A 16,919-nucleotide genomic window follows, 5' to 3' on the forward strand; every position below is an offset into this window, starting at 1 on the left:
CTATCTTCCTATGCAAAAAATTTGCTCATAACATGATTAGGTACAAAAGAACCCAAGCGTTTTATTTCCCACTCAAGATCTACCCCTGAAGAGTTTAAAACTCTTTTACGAACAACTTCACCAAGGCACTCAAGATCATATGCCGTGGCATCTCCTGTATTAATCATAAAATTACAGTGTAATTCTGATATTTGTGCTCCACCAATCATTAAACCACGACATCCAGCCTGATCAATCAATTTCCATGCACAATGCCCTAAAGGATTCTTAAATGTAGACCCTCCGGTTTTTCTTTTATTGGCTGAACAACTTCACGATGATGCAATACCTCATCCATAGTTTGACGAATGATCGCTTGATCTTCTGGATAACCTTCAAATACGACATGTGTAAATATAAACTCATCACTCATTTTACAATGACGATATCCATAACCCATATCATCATTAGAGAAAACATGCCGACATCCTTTGCGATCCATAGCATGAACTTCAACAACAAACTCAGAAGTTTCTCTGCCATTGGCACCAGCATTCATAAAGACGATACCTCCAATAGAACCTGGAATTCCACAAAAAAAATGTAATCCTCCAATATTATGATTCAAAGCCAAATGAGCAATGTATTTCCCTGAACAGCTTGTACCAGCAACAATACGACAATTATCCTCTACCCTTGCCCAACCAAAACCATGCGTTGAAAGTCTTAAAACAATACCAGAAATACCACCATCCCGTACAAGAATATTTGAACCAAAACCAATAACAGTCAAAGGCGTTTCTGGAGAAAGAAGCTTTAAAAATGATTCAAGATCATCAATATCATAAGGTTGAAACATTAAATCAGCATGACCACCCGTACGAAACCAGGTAAACTTATTCATAGAAACATTCTCTATAAGCTTACCTCGTAATGTCTTGAAGTGAGTATTAAACTGTTCAATCCATTGATGACGATTCATATATCACACGATACACTTTGCATGGTAAAAGTCTCAAGCCCTTTAACCAGAGATGTAGTCCATTGAGTAATATTGCCTGCACCAAGAAATATAACAAAATCTCCAGGTTTAGCAATATCAACTATTTTAGGAATAAGAAAAGAAAATGAACTTAAATAATGGACATTTTCATGTCCATGTTTAGCAATATTCCTTACTAATTCTTCAGAATTTATTCCTTCAATAGCTTCTTCTCCTGCCGCATAAACTGGTGCAATAAAAACAATGTCAGCATTCATAAAACAAGAAGAAAATTCATTTAAAAGATTGGAAAGACGAGAATAGCGATGCGGTTGATGAATAACAATAATTTTGCCATTACAAACCTCACGAGCAGCTTTAAGGACTGCTTCTATCTCTACTGGATGATGTCCATAATCATCAAAAATATACACACCTTCCCAAAGCCCAACAAGAGTAAACCTTCGTCGAACTCCCTCAAACATTGAAAACCCTTTGATAACATCTTCCGATGAAATACCAAGCTTGTTCGCTACTGCAATAGCAGCAGCAGCATTTGAAATATTATGACGCCCTAACATAGGTAAAACAAGGTCTTTAAGGTACAAAAACTCCTGATCTTTCTGATGACGAATTTTTATATCAAAAACAGAATGACCAGCACTCATACGTATATTAGAAAAACATACATCAGCTTGAGGATCTTGACCATAAGTAATGATTTTACGATCTTCAACACAATGAATAATTTTTTTTACTTCTGGATGATCCAGACACATCACTGCAAAACCATAAAATGGGATATTTTCAACAAATTGGCGAAAAGCTACACGAACCGCATTAAAATCACCGTAATAATCAAGATGCTCTGGGTCAATATTCGTTATTACGACAACATCAGCAGGCAATTTCAAGAAACTTCCATCGGATTCATCAGCTTCAACAACCATCCATTTACCTTCTCCCATTCTGGTATTCGTGCCATAAGCATTAATAATACCACCATTAATGACAGTCGGATCCATACGACCTGCATCCAGTAAGGCTGCAATTAATGAAGTTGTTGTTGTCTTACCATGCGTTCCCCCAACAGCAATTGATTTACGGAATCGCATCAGTTCAGCGAGCATCTCTGCTCGACGTACAATAGGCAATTTTCTTTGACGGGCAGCAATACATTCAATATTATTTCTATGGATTGCTGTAGATACAAGAACAATCTCAGAATTTCCAAGATTCTCTTCTTTGTGTCCAATAAATATATTGATTCCTTTTTCACGCAGTCTCTTTACATTTGCGTTTTCATATTGATCAGAACCTTGAACCTGATACCCTATATTATACAGAACCTCTGCTATACCACTCATTCCTATACCACCTATACCGATGAAATGAATAGGTCCTACAAGTTCTGGAATCTGCATCAATTTTTCCTTTTTAATTGAGATACCTTGTGTCCTTTAGAAATACCCTCTACTACATCAGCAAGAAAATCAACTGATTGAGGCTTTCCCATTTTATAAGCTTCCTTTGCCATTTTCATTAATCTCTCAGGCTCTTCCATGGCAGAGAGAAGTATATCTGCTAATCTTTCTGGTGAAAGAGACGATTGCATGACAACTTCTGCTCCTCCTGTATCCTTTAGAAACATTGCATTCGCTAATTGATCTTTGCCTACCGCGTAAGGATAAGGAACAAGAATAGAAGGTCGTCCAATAACAGCAATTTCAGATACAGTAGAAGCCCCTGAGCGACATATCAAAAGATGTGCAGTCGCAATGTGCTCTGCTATATCCACAAAAAAAGACGATATCTTGGCAGTTAAATGAAGTTTATTGTAATGACTCTGAACTTCTTCTATATCTTCCTGTCGTACCTGTTGAGTAATCATTAATCGTTTAAGATGTTTTGACGGAATATGGCTTATTGCTAAAGGTACAATTTTTGAAAAAAACTGTGCCCCCTGGCTACCACCCATAATAACAAGATGAAAAGGTTGATCAGGATAACTCGGTTGATATGAAACAGAAGAAGCTTTAAGGATAGAGGCACGTACAGGGTTACCTGTCACAATAATTTTATCATTTAAAAACGTATTTTTTTTAAGAAAAAATCCAGTAGCAATTGCCCGAACAAAAAAAGATAAAAGATAGTTTGCTCTTCCCATTATAACGTTTTGTTCATGAATTATTGAAGGTATTCTTAAACTTATACCTGCAAATAAAGGAGATAAAGAAGGATATCCACCAAAACCAATAATAGCTATTGGCTTGATTTTTCGGATTATTTTAAAGGAAATGAAAAATCCTTTTAAAAAAAACTTTATGAAATTGTATAATATAACAGGATTAAGCAAACTAAATTGAGAAGAAGGAATTTCATGTATCGTACTCGCAGAAAAATTCGCAGAAAAATTCTTTGTACGACAATCCGTCACTAAATGAATACAATAACCACGATTCTGCAATTCACAAGACAATGCTTCCGCAGGAAATAAATGCCCTCCTGTTCCACCTGCCACAAGAAGTATACTATTTTTTTTCATAACAAATTATTCTAATATAATATTATTTGGTAAAACACGGAAAAGACTACGTTCTGCTGCACGTTTTTCTGGTCTGTAACGTGTCAAAGCAAGAAGAAATCCTGCTGTGATACATATACCAATCATTGAAGATCCTCCATAAGATATCATTGGTAATGTCATTCCTTTTGCAGGCAAAAGATGTAAGCTTACACCAATATTAATTATAGATTGAAGTCCTATTTGTAGAACCAACCCTGCTACAGCAAAACGATTAAAATCATTTTTTTCTTTAAATGCATAAAGAAAACCACGCATGATAATAAATATAAAAATAGATACAACTATTATACAAAATATAATACCAAATTCTTCTGCAGCAACAGAAAAAATGAAATCTGTATGACTGTCAGGAATGATACGTTTTATAGTCCCTTCTCCTGGGCCCTGTCCCAACCATCCGCCATGAATAATAGCTTCACGAGCGCTATCGACTTGAAAACTATCCCCTTCTCCTGTAAAAAATCGGTCAATACGAATTGCGACATGCGGCATCGTATTATAAGCAAGGATGATAAAAGCGCCTCCACAACCAAAAAGAGTAAATATCCAAAACCAGGATATTCCTGCAATAAAAAACATGCATTCCCATACTATTGCAACCAGTATGCTCTGACCAAAATCAGGCTGCGCAATCAGTAAAGAGATAATCATACCAAACAGAATAATAGAAAAAAGATTGCCCGGTATCTCTGGTTGACGTACTTGCTCAGCAAAAAGCCAAGCACAAATAACTACAAAAGCTGGCTTCATAAATTCAGAAGGTTGAATAGAAATACCTAAAAAACTAATCCAGCGTCTGGCACCTTTAATTTCAACTCCATAAAATAAAGCCATGACCATGGCTACTAAAGAAAAAACAAGCAATAAAAGAGCAACACGTCTTACTTGTCTTGGAGAAAGAAAAGAAAGAAATAGCATCACTGCTAATGAAGGTAAAATATACAAGACATGCCTTTTGACAAAATAAAAGCCATCTAATCCTAATCTCTCAGCAACAGATGGCGAGGCAGCAAAAGATAACATCAAGCCTAAGCCCATTAAAAGCACAAAAGCTACTAAAAAAAATCGATCTATTGTCCAAAACCAATCAGCAAGAGGTCCTCGTTCAATACGACTTACCATAACAAATCTCTTTCTTGACTCAGATCAACAAGCATTTCAACATTCTTGATCTCAGAAACGTGGATAATAAAACTCTTCCCTCTTTCTTCAAAATTTTTATACTGGTCAAAACTAGCACAAGCTGGAGAAAATAAAATCACGGAAGGTAAATCACTAATAATCGCATCTCTTGTTGCACTTGCAAGTGCTTTTTCAAGAGTCCCAGAAATTTCATAAGCCATTGAATTTTTAAACTCTCTTGCAAAGTTTTTTGCAGAATCTCCAATAAAATAAGCTTTGACGATATTTGAAGAAAAAGCAGCAAGCTCTGTTATGCTTTCTGATTTCTGTAAACCACCTGCAATCCAATAAATACGGTTTTCACTTGTCAATGCTTTCGTTGCAGAATGAACATTCGTTGCTTTAGAATCATTGATAAATAAAATTTTTCCTAATCTCGCTATCAATTGCATACGATGCATAAGACCAGGAAAAGATGATATCCCTAATCGTATTTCTTCCAATTGTAATCCTAATTGCAAGCAAACTGCTAAAGCAGCTGCTATGTTTTGAGCATTATGAAAACCTCTCAAAACAGTATGTGTGTTAAGATTTATCAAAATTTCTGAATTATAGGAAGATTTTATACACAAATCATCAATATACACATCATTTTTAAATCCAGATACCGCTCCAGAAGATATACACACGACTTCTTTTCCTGATATTCTAAGCTGTTCAACTATCTTTTTACACGAATGATCATTCGTACCAATAACGGCACGATCACTCATGACCACCAGTCTTTTCTTAATATCAATGTAATGATCCATACTACCATGACGATCGAGATGATCAGAAGAAATATTAAGCAATATCCCTATAGAAGGATCAAGTGTAGGTGCAAGTTCTATTTGATAGGAAGAACATTCAATCACATAAAAACAATCCTTTTTGAAAGGAGCAAGATTTAATACCGGATTACCAATATTTCCTCCTAATTGAACATCGTAAGAATTTTTTCTAAGGATATGTGCAATCAATGCTGTAGTTGTAGATTTGCCATTCGTACCAGTAACAGCAATAAAATCAACTTTTGAAGACATCATCCGCCGCTCACGCGCAAAAATCTCTAGATCTCCAATAATTTCAACTTTTGCTTTTTGTGCCAAGCTGACAGTCCAATGAGGATGAGGATGCGTTAAAGGAACTCCAGGAGACAAAAGAAGAGCGTTAACCTGCGACCAATCAATAAAGCGAAGATCGTGAACAGCTATACCAAGAGATGCAGCGTGAGACACACTCTCGTTATTATCATCCCAAGCAACAACCTTTGCACCACCAGCCATCAGTGCATGTGCAGATGCCAAACCTGAACGACCTAAGCCAAAAACAGCGATCAGAGAATGTTTAAAAGTTGTTGCCGCAATCACGATATTAACGAATCTTGAGTGTTGAAAGACCAATAATTGCTAATATTACCGAAATAATCCAAAAACGTATAACAATCTGGCTCTCTGTCCAACCTTTTTTCTCAAAGTGATGATGAATCGGAGCCATAAGAAAGATACGTTTTCCGGTAACTTTAAAATAAATAACCTGAATTATAACAGAGAGTGTTTCTATAACAAACAAACCTCCAATAATTGCCATTACAATCTCATGCTTGGTAGCAACCGCAACACTACCAATAAGCCCACCAAGTGCAAGAGAACCTGTGTCACCCATAAAAATTGCTGCTGGTGGCGCGTTAAACCATAAGAAACCAAGTCCTGAACCAATCACTGCTCCAAGGATAACAGACAGCTCACCTGTACCTGGAACAAAATTTATTTGAAGATAATTCGCAAAAATAAAATTACCTGCAAGATAAGCAATAATAGCAAATGCAGCTGCAGCAATCATTACTGGTACAATTGCTAACCCATCAAGGCCATCTGTAAGATTAACAGAATTTCCAGCAGAAACGATAACGAAAGCTCCGAATGGAATGAAAAAAACACCGATATCAATCAACACTTCTTTAAAAAAAGGAAAAGAAATCGAAGAGCTAAATTCAGCTCCATGAACTGAACTGTATATAGAGGTAATCATCATACAGTAAACAGCAATGCTGGCTATAAGAAATTCTATAACAAGCCGCATCCTCCAAGAAAGACCTTTTTGGCTTTGCTGTGTAACCTTGAGGTAATCATCATAAAAACCGATACCTCCAAACCCAAGCGTTAAAAAAAGTGTTGCAACAACATAAACAGAAGATAAATCCGCCCAAAGAACAGAAGAAACAACGATACTAATAAGAAGAATAATTCCTCCCATCGTTGGGGTTCCTGCTTTTTTAAAATGTGCTTGCGGTCCATTTAATCGTATAGGCTGTCCCTTTCCTTGCAAAACACGCAAAGTGTCAATCATTTTCGAGCCGAAAACAAATATTATAAACGCAGCTGTTAAAAAAGATCCTCCCGTTCTAAACGTGATATATCTAAAAATATTAAAAGATTTTATATAGTCTGACAAACCTACCAACCAAATAAGCATAAAAGCCCTTTCGTATAAATTTTTATAAAATGATTTACATTAAGTATCTTGTAAAAATGGCTTAAATTTTTTAAGTAACACCTCAACAATACGAGAAAAACCTGTATCCTTTGAGGATTTTATCATCATCACATCTCCAGTGCGCAAGGAAGAAACTATAAAATCAATAAGCTCATCTATATGCGCAAAATATTGAACATGGGTATTTTCCCCTGATAAAGCTTCTTTTAATGCCATCATATTGATACCACTGAGCCAGATATATGAAATACCTGATGCAATCAAAGATTTAGAAAGATCAGAATGCACTTTCTTTTCCATTGGACCCAATTCACACATATCTCCAAGTACAGCAATATGTCTTCCTTCTTTCTCTAATGGAGTTTCAGCCAAAAGTGATATCGCAGAATCCATAGAAACAGGACTCGCATTGTAACTTTCATCAATTAAGGTAAAATAGCCTGTTTCTAAAGCCAATTTATAACGGAATCCTCTACCACGTGCTGGCTTAAACGTCGATAAAGATTCTATCGGCTTTTTCATATCCACTTTCAAAAGAGAAATCGTTCCAAGTGTTGCAAGAGCATTTTCAACCATATGAAAACCAGGTGCACCAATCTCAACGTCTACAAGAAGGTCTTGAACCATGGTTATAATCTTTGAATGATCAATTTTTCTTTCAAACTTAATTAAACGGAAATCAGAGTTGGGATTTTGTCCAAATGAATAAATTTTCCTGATACCAGAACTCAATGCTACTTGTTTAAGAAATAAAAAATAATCATTATCATGATTTAGAACAACAGATCCCTGTTTCTCTAAACCTTCAAAGATCTCTGCCTTGGCAGCAGCAATTTCATCAATTCCAGAAAAATTACCTAAATGTGCATTCCCAACATTCGTGATCACAGCAATATGTGGACGTACTAGTTTTACAAGTGATCGAATTTCACCAGGATGATTCATCCCAATTTCAAAGACACCAAAATCAGTATCCACTGGCATACGCGCCAATGTCAAAGGAACCCCTAAAAAATTATTATAAGAGTTTATAGGAACATGTGTTTTACCTATTGAAGATAATGCATGCCTAAACATTTCTTTAGTGGTTGTTTTGCCAACAGAACCAGTAATAGCAATAATTTTGGCTTTTGAACGGATACGAGCAGCAACAGCAAGCCTATTCAAAGCAGCGAATACATCATCAACTATAATAACGGGTACTTTTACATGCCCTAAAGCTGAAAGTCTTTTCTCACAAGCAACAATTAAAGAAGCTTTTTTCATAATGGCTGTAGAGATATAATCATGTCCATCAAAACGTTTTCCTGGAATAGCAAAAAAAGCATCCCCTGCAATGATAGAACGACTGTCCACCGAAATGCCGTTTACATCATTTGATGAATCTCCAAATATTCTTCCTTTTGTCGCAAGACAAAAATCATTAATATTCCATAAGCAGCTCATGAGTCATTTTTTAGAAATTGACGTATTTCTTCACGGTCAGAAAATCGGATAATCTTCTGCTGGTCCATAATCTGTACTTCTTCATGCCCCTTACCAGCAATAATTAAAGTATCATTTTTCTTTAACATATTAATAGCTGCACAAATAGCTTCCTTACGATCTCCTATCTCAATCATATCCAAAGATCCAATAATTTCAGCACGAATTCTCGATGGATTCTCCGAACGAGGATTATCATCTGTAACAATCACAACATCAGCCAATTCTAAAGCAATTTTGCCCATTAATGGCCTTTTACCTTTATCACGATCACCTCCACAGCCAAAAACAACAACAACACGACCGATTGTAAAAGCTCTGACAGTTTTCAAAATTATTTCAAGAGATTCAGGATTATGGGCATAATCAATATAAATTTTCCCTCCTAGTCTACTCTGACCAATAAATTCAAGTCTCCCGGGAGCCGATTGCAAGCTTTGTAAAGCATTGACAACAAGAGGAATTTCCATATCCGTTGCAATACACAATCCTGCCGCAACCAAAGCATTATTAAGCTGAAATGTTCCTAAAAGAGGAAAATTTATTTTAAAAACTTCTCCGTCAATACGTAATAAAACCTCTGGAGTATCTTTTGAAGAATCATTTTTTTCTAAATGAATAAAAGTACCTTTTTGACCAACTGTCCGTACTCGACAGTCTGATTTTTGAGCAATATCGATTACTTTTTCTGACCAGGAATCATCAGACCAAATAATTGCTGGTGCTCCTTTAGGAAGTAATTCTTTAAAAAGACGCATTTTACTTAAAAAATAATCGTCCACCGTAGCATGATAATCCATATGATCACGCCCTAAATTGGTGAATGCCCCAGCGAAAAGATGCAAGCCATCAAGCCTGTGCTGATCAAGGCCATGACTTGACGCTTCAATTGCAACATGAGTAATTCCTTCAGAAACAAACTCTTCCATTTTTTGTGCCAAATAAACTGGATCAGGTGTTGTTAATGAACTCTGATAGCATGCATTGTTTGAAATAATACCGATAGTTCCAATTTGAGCAGAAGAATATCCCCCATATTGCCAAATCTGACGAACAAAAGATGTAACAGATGTCTTTCCAGATGTACCTGTAACCGCAACAATAACTTTTGGCTGTTTTTTGTATATCCTTGACGCAGCTAAAGAAAGAAACCTTCTTGGATTGACAACAGAAAAAAAAGGAACTTTTTGCTTTTTCAGAATCGAAATTATTTCTGAATCCAATGATATGGCAGAAGAAATTACAATTGCAATTGCTCCGCGTTGCAAGGCCTCAGCAATAAACATGGACCCATTTATCTTTGCACCCGATATAGCAACAAACACCCAACCAGATCTCACAGATTGACTGTTAGAAGAAATACCAAGGACATCTATTTTTTTTTTCTTGTATGGACTGATCCAGAAACTGAGGAATCAATTCTGGAAAATCCAGAATCATCAATTCTTGAAGATCCAAGAAAACCTCTCTCTCAACAATGCAATATTCCATACAGGTTTCATAAATCGATCTTTAATAACCGACCAATAATTTTCCGTTCTCTTCTTCAAAATTTGGTTTTACTCCCAAAATAGCAGCCGATCTTCGTATAATCTCTCCTGCAAGAGGAACTGCATTGGTTCCAGCTGTCAGGCTCTTCATGTCCTTGTTTTTTGCAGAATCAATAAAAACAAGCACAACATATTGTGGATCATTAACAGGAAATACCGCCAGAAAAGAATTAAAATTCAAGTTACGGGAATAATGACCATTAATAACCTTCTGTGCTGTACCGGTTTTACCACCGACATCAAACCCTGAGACCAGCGCTTTTTTCCCTGAACCGTTAATAGCATTCCAGCGAAGTAAAAAACGTACATCATCACAGGTACTCTTTTTAATAACCCTTTGCGCATTATGAGCTGCTTCTTCACGATTCCGGAGCATAAATGTTGGAGGAATAAGATAACCTCCATTAACAAGAGCAGCTGCAGCAACTGCAGTCTGTAAAGGTGTCGTTGCAATACCATGACCAAACGCAATAGTAAGGGAATTTATTTTTTTCCATTCACTTGGTTGAGAAGGTGTTTTAATCTCTGGAAGTTCTGTATTTAACCTGCTGAGCAAACCTAACTTGTTTAAAAATTCCTTATGTTGATCAACACCCACAGAATCAGCAATTTTGGCGGCCCCAATATTCGATGAATACTGGAATATTTCTGGTATTGTGAGTATACGATCCTTGGAGTGAAAATCTCTGATTGAAAACCCATTGATCTTAATTGGATACCGTACATCAACCGTATCATCCATACCTATTACACCAGAATCAAGACCCATAGCAATGGTAAATGCCTTAAATGTAGATCCCATTTCAAATGTACCATTGGATATACGATTAAGCCACCCATCTTCTCTTCCGTCTCCAGGATGATTGGGATCATAATCTGGAATTGAAACCATAGCCAGAACTTCGCCACTACGAACATCAAGCACAACAGCCCCGGTTGCTTCTGCATTGTATTTCTTATAACTCTCAACAAGCAATTCATGCACTATGCTTTGTACACGTAAATCAATAGACAACTTCACTGGCTCTAAAGCATGATCTTCAACCAAACCTGCCGCCGACAAATCAGACAAGCCATTCATATCAATAAATTTTTCAATTCCTGTTATACCCTGATTATCAACGTTTACATAGCCAACAACATGCGATACGATTGAACCTCCTGGATAAAAACGACGTTTTTCAGGACGAAATCTCAAGCCTGGAATTCCAAGAGCTATAATCTGACTTTGTTGCTTTGGAGTAAGCTGCCGACGCAACCATTGAAACCTCAATGATTTAGAAGACAACTTCCGATAAATGCCCTTTATATCAAGATCAGGCAATACTGTAGCAAGCTTTTCAACCGCTTCATCGGGATCAATGATTGTATAAGGATCAGCATATAAAGAAACCGTGTGGATATCTGTAGCCAGAATTTCTCCATTACGATCAAGAATATCCGGACGGGATGCAGATTTCCATTCAGAAGGCCTTGCTGCAGCAAATACATCTTCAGGATGCAAAAACCCATAACGTATTAATTTTATATTAACAACCATATACAGCAATACAAAAGAAAGCATAACCAATATGATCCTGTATCTGCTTTGTATGAACTTTTTTTCTTTTTTACTACCAATCGTGTTCTGATCATTACCAGAAAAAACAGTGTTTTTTAGAAAAAAACCAGCTGACTCTTTAATCCTATAATGAAAGATACAAAAAACATCAGTGTTGCACTGCCCCTGTAACAAGATTATCAAAACCTTTATTATCAAACACAAGTTTCTTGTTTTTGATAAATTTCTTTTGCTGGGATAAATCAATTTTAGGTTTATTCATTTGAGAAGCTATCAATCGATTATCCAAGGGTAACTCAGAACGCAACATAGGCAATTCAACAGGAAGAGCCAAAGCCAAAGGATCAGTTGGCTGGAGCTGTAATTCTTTCTTGTAAAAAACACCAAGTGTACTTAATCTTGATGGTTGCGTTAGCAATGCCCAATCAACCTTTAAAAGATCAATGGTATCATTTTCTAATTTTATTGCTTCTTCAAGACGAACAACTTCTTCACGTTTTAACTCCGAACGATGCTTGATTGAATAGGTTATAAAAGCAGTTGCTATCATGACGCTTATGATCAAGAAATCAGAAGTTTTTAACATATCAACCTCCAAGATAAGAAAGATTAGGAAGATCAGGAAGTTTTAAAAAAGAAAGATCAGCAGACATGGATGGAGCAGAAGTACGAATACCAGCACGTAATTTAGCAGAACGCGCTCTTATGTTTAGATCAATATCTTTTTGACAAGCCATCAGGGCTCCTTTTGTAAAAGGCTTGAATGTAGCTGAACGTAAAGGAGGAACTGGCATATGCCGAGAAACAGAAACTTTTCCGGAGCGATCGGCAAAAAAACCCTTAACAATCCGATCCTCTAGAGAATGAAAACTGACAACCAAAAGGATACCCCCTGGCTTGAGAACATGCTCAGAAGCAAACAATGCCTTGGCAAGTTCTAAAAGTTCATTATTGACAAATATTCGTAATGCCTGAAATGATCGTGTTGCAGGATGAATGCGATATTGAGTACGATATCGCACTGTATTCTCAATAAGATTTGCTAAATCCTTCGTACTCTTGAAGAGAGAAAGCGCACGACGCTTTACAATAGCATGAGCAATGATCTTTGCCTGTTTTTCTTCACCCAATACATCTAAAATACTGACAAGATCTTCAACAGGAGAAAAATTCACAACATCAGCTGCTGAAACACCTACACCAGACATGCGCATATCCAAAGGACCATCCTTCTGAAAAGAAAATCCTCGATCCGCATTATCAAGCTGCATGGAAGAAACACCTACATCAAAGACTGCGCCATCCAAACCATGAGCCGGAACATACTCAGACAACCGCGAAAAGACTGAATTAAAAATTGAAAACCGTCCTTTTGCTTCCTCAACCAAGGACTGTCCACAGGAAACCGCTAAAGGATCACGATCGAGAGCAATAACTTCTGCTCCAGAATCAAGAAAAGCACGACTATAGCCACCTGCCCCAAAAGTTGCATCAAGGATAACTTTTCCAGGTTTTGGATCAATTATCTTGATAACTTCTGGCAAAAAAACTGGAATATGAAATGGTGACTGATACCCCACTGAAAATGAATTTATGTCTCTTTCCATTGTCATTGCATCCTTTTTCTGACAATTATTATCGAGAAAGTTGTAGTCGACGCTGATTTCTGGCTTGCTCCTGAAAAGCCTGAAAAGTTTCAGGCTTCCATAATTGAAAATGATCCGCTCTGCCTACAAAAGTTACTTCATTCTCAATCATGGTAAACTCTCGAATGAAATCGTTGATGAGCAGTCTTCCTTCAGTATCCAGTTTGAGAAATACACCACCTCCATGTATTAAAAGAGACATTTGCTGAGCTTCCAGTGAAAAAGAATCATATCGGTTAATCTGCTGCTCAAAACGTTCCAAAAGATCACTTCCTCCTACGCTAATTGCAGGAAACAATAAGTCTTGAAAACAATATAGATCTTCAATATTTTGTTCATCCAAAACCGTTCTAAAGACTGCAGGTACAGAAACCCGCCCCTTTAAATCAATCTTTTTCGTCGTATTCGACAAAAAACGGCTCATAATATTTTAACTCTGTCTCCCCTAATGACTTGAAAAATTTCAAAAACCTGAAAAATCTTTTTCGTCACCCCCCGCAAAAATGACTCAGGAACATTTCCTTAACATCAGTTATGGGATAACATGGGATAAGATGGGCGTCAATGGGAATTCATAATAACAATATATTAAACACGAGACAATAATTCCAGAATTCAAGGGATATGACACCCTTTTTAGAAAAAAATTCCAGTTATTTCATAAAATTGAATGATAAAAATGAATTATTTTAAAAAAGCAACCATGTCTTTATAACAAGATTTACGGAATCAATCTATAGGTAGAATGAATTAAAAATCAGTTGGTCTATAAGCCGGGTTCTGTATGGCTTCGATAAAAACCGAAACGTGGTAGCCATTCATCTAGGACGACGTTTACACGGCGTCTCATGCAACCTACCCGGATGACTAGACCGAAAACATGTCTGAAAAAGCATTAAACTTCTCCGCATCATCCCTATTTGGTTTTGCTCCCGACGGGGTTTACCTTGCCATTTTTGTTACCAAAAATGCGGTGGGCTCTTACCCCACCTTTTCATCCTTACCTTTAATTTTAAAGGCGGTTTATTTTCTGTGGCACTATCCCTAAAGTTACCTTTGCCGGATGTTATCCGACGTCGTGTTTCCGTGGAGCCCGGACTTTCCTCACCTCAATCTTTTATGTAGTTTATACTACAAGGAAGCGCGGCTACCCGACCAACTGATACAAATTTAATAACTGAACTATAACAAAAACTCCATAAAAAAATTGTATATTTTTTCATCGTTCTTTGCAAAAATTATAAAACATCAAGAAACACAACTCATGTTCAATGGTTTTATCATGAAGGTTTCCTATACATCCTTTTATAAAAAATATACATTAAATGCATTGGAATCTCTATGTGAGAGATATAAATCTTAATTATTAGACCTTAAATTCAATTTACAAAAGGATAAATGCAAAACATGGACATGTATAAAAAAACTTTTGTTCCGGTGCCCATGTGCTGGGTTGGTCCTATAAAAATAAGCGGCAATATTATGGAGGAAACAATTACTGTACCGCTTGCAACACATGAAACCCCTCTTTGGTATTCTGTAAATCGTGGTGCAAAAATATCCATGCTCTGCCAGGAAGGAATAAGAACAACCTTTATTGATGAACGCATGTCACGTTCTATTTTATTAGAATCCAGTCATGCAGAAGTAGCATTGGCGACAATAAAACAAATAGAACTTCATCGTGATGAAATGCAAATCATTGTTCAAAGCACAAGCAACTTTGCCAAACTTATTGACTTTCATTATCAAATCGCAGCAAATTTATTATTCATACGGTTTGAATTTTTAACCGGTGATGCTGCAGGTCATAATATGGTAACAAAAGCAGCAGAAGCGCTCATGAACTGGATTCTTGTCAAATGGCCTGATTTGCGTTACTGTTCTATTTCTGGAAATCTATGCTCAGATAAAAAAGCAACAGCAGTCAATGGCTTGATGGGGCGTGGAAAAAATATTATCACAGAAATTGTGATTAGCCGCGATATCTGTAAAAAATATCTACGAACATCACCAGAAAAAATAGTAGAACTGAATATTCGAAAAAATCTTATCGGAACTGTATTGGCAGGTGGTGTGCGCTCGGCAAATGCTCATTTTGCCAATATGCTTCTTGCCTTTTACATTGCAACAGGCCAGGACGCAGCGAATATTATTGAAGGGTCACAAGGTTTAACGCACACAGAAATACGAGATGATTCCCTTTATTTCTCCTGCACACTTCCAAATATCATTTTAGGGACAATAGGTAATGGCAAAAAATCGCCTGCAATAGAAGAAAATCTTAAAGCGCTAGGGTGTATTGAAGAAAGAGAGCTTGGTGTAAATTCACGCCGTCTTGCCGCCATATGTGCCACAACAGTACTTTGTGGTGAACTTTCTCTTATCGCTGCTCAAACAAATCCTGGTGAACTTATGAAGTCACACATACATCTGGAAAGAGCATGACCAATATTATTAACAATCGCAAACTCGAACATATTGATATCATTTGTGAAGATCCAGACATAAACCGTCAAGGCAATTTCTTTGATAATTGGCAACTCATGCATAGAGCTCTTCCGGAAATAGCATTGGAAGATGTTGATCCTTCAGTGACATTCCTGGGGAAAAAATTATCTTTTCCTCTTTTAATTTCCTCAATGACCGGAGGCGATCATGAGCTCTTAAAAAAAATTAATCGAAATTTGGCTATTGCTGCAGAAAAAACAGGCGTAGCGATGGCTGTCGGTTCACAGAGAATCATGTTTTCCTCACCTGAAGCCATAAACAGTTTTGATCTTCGCCAATATGCACCTCATACAGTTCTTTTGGCAAATTTGGGTGCTGTTCAGTTAAACTATGGTTTTGGAATAAAAGAAGCTCTTGAAGCTGTTCAAATTCTTGAAGCAGATGGTTTGTTTTTACATCTTAATCCTCTGCAAGAAGCCATTCAGCCAGAAGGAAATACGAATTTTTCTAACCTTGGAGAAAAAATCGCCACTCTTGCAAAAGAGATGAACGTTCCAATACTTCTGAAAGAAGTAGGCTGTGGCATGTCACCAGCGGATATAGAATTGGGCCTGGAAGCAGGAATTCGTTATTTTGATGTTGCAGGACATGGAGGAACCTCATGGAGCCGTATAGAACAGTATCGTAATCTGCAAAGCAATCTTGGACTGTTGTTTCAGGATTGGGGTATTTCAACACCTTTGGCTCTGGAAATGGCTCGACCCTATCTTTCACGTGCACAGTTAATTGCCAGTGGTGGGCTTCGTAATGGACTCGATATTGTAAAATCGATTATCATGGGAGCATCTATGGGAGGCTTTGCAGCAATCTTTCTTCAACCTGCGATGACTTCAATTGACACTGTTATTAGTATAATAGAGCGCCTTAAGGAAGAATTTATTACTTCAATGTTTTTACTTGGTGCAAAACGCTTTGAAGATCTTCATTTAAAAAATGAGCTCTTAAGGCATAAATAACG

At 36.9% G+C, this 16,919-nt stretch carries 13 protein-coding genes, 1 other RNA gene and 1 pseudogene; 2 read left to right on the forward strand and 13 right to left on the reverse strand.

Translation table 11 applies throughout. The annotated features are described in order from the left end of the window. Positions 1–8: 8 nt before the first annotated feature. The 13 genes and pseudogenes from murB to rnpB form a co-directional block, all read right to left on the reverse strand. Positions 9–961 (reverse strand): annotated as a pseudogene (gene murB / locus B488_RS03425) (UDP-N-acetylmuramate dehydrogenase). Next, the gene (gene murC, locus B488_RS03430; protein ID WP_015273129.1) at positions 958–2,385 is read right to left on the reverse strand and encodes a UDP-N-acetylmuramate--L-alanine ligase; all 1,428 of its coding nucleotides are present in this window, start codon (positions 2,383–2,385) and stop codon (positions 958–960) included. The pseudogene murB and the gene murC overlap by 4 nt, the downstream one beginning before the upstream one ends. Next, entirely contained in the window at positions 2,385–3,506 is a 1,122-nt protein-coding gene (murG, locus tag B488_RS03435; RefSeq protein ID WP_015273130.1) for an undecaprenyldiphospho-muramoylpentapeptide beta-N-acetylglucosaminyltransferase, read from the reverse strand. The genes murC and murG overlap by 1 nt, the downstream gene beginning before the upstream one ends. Before the next feature lie 6 nt (positions 3,507–3,512). Continuing rightward, positions 3,513–4,670, reverse strand: coding sequence for an FtsW/RodA/SpoVE family cell cycle protein (locus B488_RS03440; RefSeq protein WP_015273131.1), 1,158 nt, complete (start codon positions 4,668–4,670; stop codon positions 3,513–3,515). Beyond that, positions 4,664–6,082 carry a UDP-N-acetylmuramoyl-L-alanine--D-glutamate ligase gene (murD, locus tag B488_RS03445; RefSeq protein ID WP_015273132.1) on the reverse strand — a complete coding sequence of 473 codons (1,419 nt, stop codon included), beginning with the start codon at positions 6,080–6,082 and terminating at the stop codon, positions 4,664–4,666. The genes B488_RS03440 and murD overlap by 7 nt, the downstream gene beginning before the upstream one ends. A 4-nt stretch (positions 6,083–6,086) precedes the next feature. Then, positions 6,087–7,187 (reverse strand): phospho-N-acetylmuramoyl-pentapeptide-transferase, encoded by a 1,101-nt coding sequence (mraY, locus tag B488_RS03450; protein WP_015273133.1) that lies wholly within the window; start codon positions 7,185–7,187, stop codon positions 6,087–6,089. 39 nt (positions 7,188–7,226) lie between these two features. Continuing rightward, entirely contained in the window at positions 7,227–8,654 is a 1,428-nt protein-coding gene (locus B488_RS03455; protein WP_015273134.1) for a UDP-N-acetylmuramoyl-tripeptide--D-alanyl-D-alanine ligase, read from the reverse strand. Next, the gene (locus tag B488_RS03460) at positions 8,651–10,093 is read right to left on the reverse strand and encodes a UDP-N-acetylmuramoyl-L-alanyl-D-glutamate--2,6-diaminopimelate ligase (RefSeq protein ID WP_041770681.1); all 1,443 of its coding nucleotides are present in this window, start codon (positions 10,091–10,093) and stop codon (positions 8,651–8,653) included. Before B488_RS03460 ends, B488_RS03455 begins: the two co-directional genes overlap by 4 nt. Positions 10,094–10,205: 112 nt before the next feature. After that, positions 10,206–11,807: a peptidoglycan D,D-transpeptidase FtsI family protein gene (locus B488_RS03465; protein ID WP_015273136.1), complete on the reverse strand. Its 1,602-nt coding sequence runs from the start codon at positions 11,805–11,807 to the stop codon at positions 10,206–10,208. A gap of 145 nt (positions 11,808–11,952) precedes the next feature. Then, on the reverse strand, positions 11,953–12,390 hold the full coding sequence (gene ftsL, locus B488_RS03470; RefSeq protein ID WP_015273137.1) for a cell division protein FtsL: 438 nt from the start codon (positions 12,388–12,390) through the stop codon (positions 11,953–11,955). A 1-nt stretch (position 12,391) separates the two neighbouring features. Further along, on the reverse strand, positions 12,392–13,411 hold the full coding sequence (gene rsmH, locus B488_RS03475) for a 16S rRNA (cytosine(1402)-N(4))-methyltransferase RsmH (protein WP_015273138.1): 1,020 nt from the start codon (positions 13,409–13,411) through the stop codon (positions 12,392–12,394). 28 nt (positions 13,412–13,439) lie between these two features. Continuing rightward, positions 13,440–13,874 carry a division/cell wall cluster transcriptional repressor MraZ gene (gene mraZ / locus B488_RS03480; protein WP_015273139.1) on the reverse strand — a complete coding sequence of 145 codons (435 nt, stop codon included), beginning with the start codon at positions 13,872–13,874 and terminating at the stop codon, positions 13,440–13,442. 329 nt (positions 13,875–14,203) lie between these two features. Then, positions 14,204–14,613, reverse strand: an RNA gene (rnpB, locus tag B488_RS06955) — RNase P RNA component class A. A 244-nt stretch (positions 14,614–14,857) separates the two neighbouring features. On the opposite strand from rnpB, the gene B488_RS03485 reads away from it, so the two are divergent. Both B488_RS03485 and fni read left to right on the forward strand, forming a co-directional pair. Next, positions 14,858–15,898: a hydroxymethylglutaryl-CoA reductase gene (locus B488_RS03485; RefSeq protein ID WP_015273141.1), complete on the forward strand. Its 1,041-nt coding sequence runs from the start codon at positions 14,858–14,860 to the stop codon at positions 15,896–15,898. Then, positions 15,895–16,917 carry a type 2 isopentenyl-diphosphate Delta-isomerase gene (fni, locus tag B488_RS03490; protein ID WP_015273142.1) on the forward strand — a complete coding sequence of 341 codons (1,023 nt, stop codon included), beginning with the start codon at positions 15,895–15,897 and terminating at the stop codon, positions 16,915–16,917. The genes B488_RS03485 and fni overlap by 4 nt, the downstream gene beginning before the upstream one ends. Positions 16,918–16,919: the final 2 nt, after the last annotated feature.

The sequence above is a fragment of the Liberibacter crescens BT-1 genome (assembly GCF_000325745.1).
In the GTDB taxonomy this organism is placed as follows: domain Bacteria; phylum Pseudomonadota; class Alphaproteobacteria; order Rhizobiales; family Rhizobiaceae; genus Liberibacter; species Liberibacter crescens.